Annotated in this window: 3 protein-coding genes; 2 read left to right on the top strand and 1 reads right to left on the bottom strand. The window is 69.5% G+C overall.

Annotated features, from left to right (window positions below):
• Positions 1-83: 83 nt before the first annotated feature.
• Together ffh and ACK42S_RS16715 are read left to right on the top strand one after the other, a co-directional pair.
• Complete coding sequence (gene ffh, locus ACK42S_RS16720) at positions 84-1,448, top strand: signal recognition particle protein (RefSeq protein WP_409710195.1); 1,365 nt, start codon at positions 84-86, stop codon at positions 1,446-1,448.
• Positions 1,449-1,477: 29 nt separating this feature from the next.
• Entirely contained in the window at positions 1,478-2,173 is a 696-nt protein-coding gene (locus ACK42S_RS16715) for a DUF2726 domain-containing protein (RefSeq protein WP_409710192.1), read from the top strand.
• On the opposite strand, the gene ftsY is transcribed toward ACK42S_RS16715, so the two are convergent.
• A complete protein-coding gene (ftsY, locus tag ACK42S_RS16710; protein ID WP_409710189.1) occupies positions 2,174-3,214 on the bottom strand; it encodes a signal recognition particle-docking protein FtsY in 1,041 nt (346 codons plus the stop codon).
• Positions 3,215-3,261 lie beyond the last annotated feature (47 nt).

The raw sequence follows: 3,261 nt of genomic DNA, 5'->3' as shown, positions 1-3,261 counted from the left end.
AGTGAGAAGAAAAAACGAGGTTCAAAAATCATCCGCATGTTGTTTTTTCGCGCCCGTCCCCCATCGCCCCGGCCGCCTCCCCCATGGCCTCCACCCTTTCCGATCGCCTGTCGCGGCTGGTCAAGCAGATGCGCGGCCAGGCCCGCATCACCGAGAGCAACGTCCAGGACATGCTGCGCGAGGTGCGCATGGCGCTGCTCGAAGCCGACGTCGCGCTGCCCGTCGTGCGCGACTTCATTGCGCGCGTGAAGGAACGTGCGTTGGGCCAGGAGGTGGTGGGCTCGCTGTCACCCGGGCAGGCGCTGGTCGGCGTGGTGCACAAGGAGCTTGCGGCGACGATGGGCGAAGGGGTCAGCGACCTCAACCTCGCGGCCCAGCCGCCGGCCGTGATCCTGATGGCCGGCCTGCAAGGCGCGGGCAAGACCACCACCACCGCAAAGCTGGCGCGCCATCTGATCCAGTCGCGCAAGAAAAAGGTGCTCACGGTCTCGGCCGACGTCTACCGGCCCGCGGCCATCGAGCAGCTCAAGACGGTCACCCGGGCCGCCGGTGCAGAGTGGTTCCCGTCCCAGCCGAGCGACCGGCCGCTGGACATCGCCCGCGCCGCGCTGGACCATGCCCGCCGGCACTACTTCGATGTGCTGATCGTCGACACCGCCGGCCGCCTGGCCATCGACGAGGCCCTGATGGCCGAGATCCGCGAGCTGCACGCGGCCCTCAAGCCGGTGGAGACGCTGTTCGTGGTCGATGCGATGCAGGGCCAGGACGCGATCAACACCGCCCGCGCCTTCAAAGAGGCCCTGCCGCTGACCGGTATCGTGCTCACCAAGCTCGACGGCGACTCGCGCGGCGGCGCTGCCCTGTCGGTGCGCACCGTCACCGGTGCGCCGATCAAGTTCGCCGGCGTGTCCGAGAAGATCGACGGCCTGGAGGTCTTCGACGCTCAACGCCATGCCGGCCGCGTGCTGGGCATGGGTGACATCGTCGCCCTGGTCGAGGAGGTGCAAAAGGGCGTCGACATGGAGGCCGCCCGCAAGTTGGCCGAGAAGGTCAAGGCGGGCGACGGCTTCGACCTCAACGACTTCCTCGCGCAGATCAGTCAGATGAAGAAGATGGGCGGGCTCTCGGGTCTGCTCGACAAGCTGCCCACGCAGCTCGCCGCCAAGGCCGGTCAGGCCGACATGGCGCGCGCCGAGCGCGAGGTGCGCCGCATGGAAGGCATCATCAACGCCATGACGCCGCTGGAGCGCCGCAAGCCCGAGCTGATCAAGGCCAGCCGCAAGCGCCGCATCGCCGCGGGTGCAGGCGTGCAGGTGCAGGAGGTCAACCGCCTGCTCAACCAGTTCGAGCAGATGCAAGGCATGATGAAGAAGATGAAGGGCGGCGGCCTGATGAAGCTGATGAAACGCATGGGCGGCATGAAGGGTCTGCCCGGAATGGGGCGCTAAAGTCGCCCCCCACGACATTCGAACCAGCCATGGATTTGATCCTTCTCCTGGTGCTCGCCGCGATCGTGGTGCTCGGCCTGGTGTTCTGGCTCACGCGCCGCCCCGCTGCGGGCAGCGGCTCGCGGCCGCGCACCGTCGAAGCCTTGGACACGCTGATGGCCTGGCAGCCCACGCCCACGCGCGTGCTCACCGGGCCGGAGCGCGAAGCCTATGTGGTGCTGCGCCGCGCCCTGCCCGAGCACCTCGTCTTCGCCCAGGTGCCGCTGGCGCGTTTTCTCAAGGTGCCCACGCGCCACTCCTACACCGAGTGGCTGCGCCGCGTGGGCCAGATCTGCGCCGACCTGGTCATCTGCGAACCCAACTCGCTGGCGGTGGCCGTCGTCGAGGTGCGCGCCCCCGAGGGTCAGGACAGCGAGCGCGCCCTCAAGCGGCAGGCGCGCATGGAGCGGGTCGTCCGCGCGGCCGGATTGCCGCTGCACGTCTGGCACGAAGGTGCGATCCCCGACGTCGAACAGGCCCGCGCCTCGATCCTGCAGTCCTTGGGCCTGCTCACCACTGAGGAGGGGGCGGCCCACGTGAGCACCCGCGGCGCCGAAGGCTCCGCAGCATCGCGTCGGCCGCCCGCAGCAGCCGAGGTGGCCGACCCCCCGTCGTCAACCTGGTTCGACGACCTGGACTCGGCGCCGGCGCCGCTGTCGCCGCCGCAGGCCTCCCGCCGCCGCTGATCAGCTCAGCAACGCCTGCGCGAATTCGCGCGCCTGGAAGGTCTGCAGGTCCTCCAGCTTCTCGCCCACGCCGATGAAGTAGACCGGGATCGGCCGCTCGCGCGCCAACGCGGCCAATGCACCGCCCTTGGCCGTGCCGTCGAGCTTGGTGACGACGAGCCCGGTGAGCTGCAAGGCTTCGTCGAAGGCCTTGACCTGGGCCAGGGCGTTCTGGCCGGTGTTGCCGTCCACCACCAGCAGCACTTCGTGCGGGGCGGTCGGATCGGCCTTGGCGATCACGCGCCTGATCTTCTTCAGCTCCTCCATCAGGTGCAATTGCGTAGGCAATCGCCCGGCCGTGTCGGCGATCACCACGTCGCAGCCGCGCGAACGGCCGGCAGTGACGGCATCGAAGGTCACGGCCGCCGGGTCGCCCCCTTCCTGGCTGACGATCTCCACCCGGTTGCGGTCGGCCCACACCGAGAGCTGCTCGCGCGCCGCCGCGCGGAAGGTGTCGGCCGCGGCCAACAGCACCTTCTGGCCGGCATCGGCCAGGTGGCGCGTGAGCTTGCCGATGCTCGTGGTCTTGCCCGCGCCATTCACCCCTACCACCATGATCACCGTGGGCTGGTGTTCGCCCACCGTCAGCGGCTTTTCCAGCGGGGCGAGCAATTCGGCCAGTGCGTCGACGAGCAGGGCCTTGACGGCCGCCGGGTCGGTGGCCTTGTGCTCCTTCACACGCCGGCGCAGGTCGTTCAGCAGGAACTCGGTGGCCTTCACCCCGGCATCGGCCATCAGCAGGGCCGCTTCGAGCTCCTCATAAAGGGCCTCGTCGATCCGAGTGCCGGTGAACACCTGCGACAGGCTGCTGCCCGTCTTGCGCAGGCCGCTGCGCAGGCGCTCCATCCAGGAGCGGCGCGCGATCGGCTCGGCCGCAGTGGCGGCCGCGGGCGCTTCGGCGGGCGGGGCGATCGGCTCGGCGGGCCCGGCCGCCGGGGCCGGCGCCGGTGCTGCGCAGGGGGTCTGAGGCGGCGGGGTCTTCTTGCGGAAAAAACTGAACATGGGTGTCGGGGTCCTCGAGCCCGATTCTAGAATCCAGGCCGTGTCTG

The organism is Caldimonas sp., assembly GCF_046289365.1.
Lineage (GTDB): Bacteria > Pseudomonadota > Gammaproteobacteria > Burkholderiales > Burkholderiaceae_C > Caldimonas.
Note: the sequence above shows the minus strand (reverse complement) of the source record. Positions and strands in the feature narration are given on the sequence as shown.

Bases quoted from the DNA above. Each gene is read 5' to 3' on its own strand.
- ffh (WP_409710195.1), top strand. From the start codon at position 84: ATGGCCTCCACCCTTTCCGATCGCCTGTCGCGGCTGGTCAAGCAGATG.
- ACK42S_RS16715 (WP_409710192.1), top strand. From the start codon at position 1,478: ATGGATTTGATCCTTCTCCTGGTGCTCGCCGCGATCGTGGTGCTCGGC.
- ftsY (WP_409710189.1), bottom strand. From the start codon at position 3,214: ATGTTCAGTTTTTTCCGCAAGAAGACCCCGCCGCCTCAGACCCCCTGC.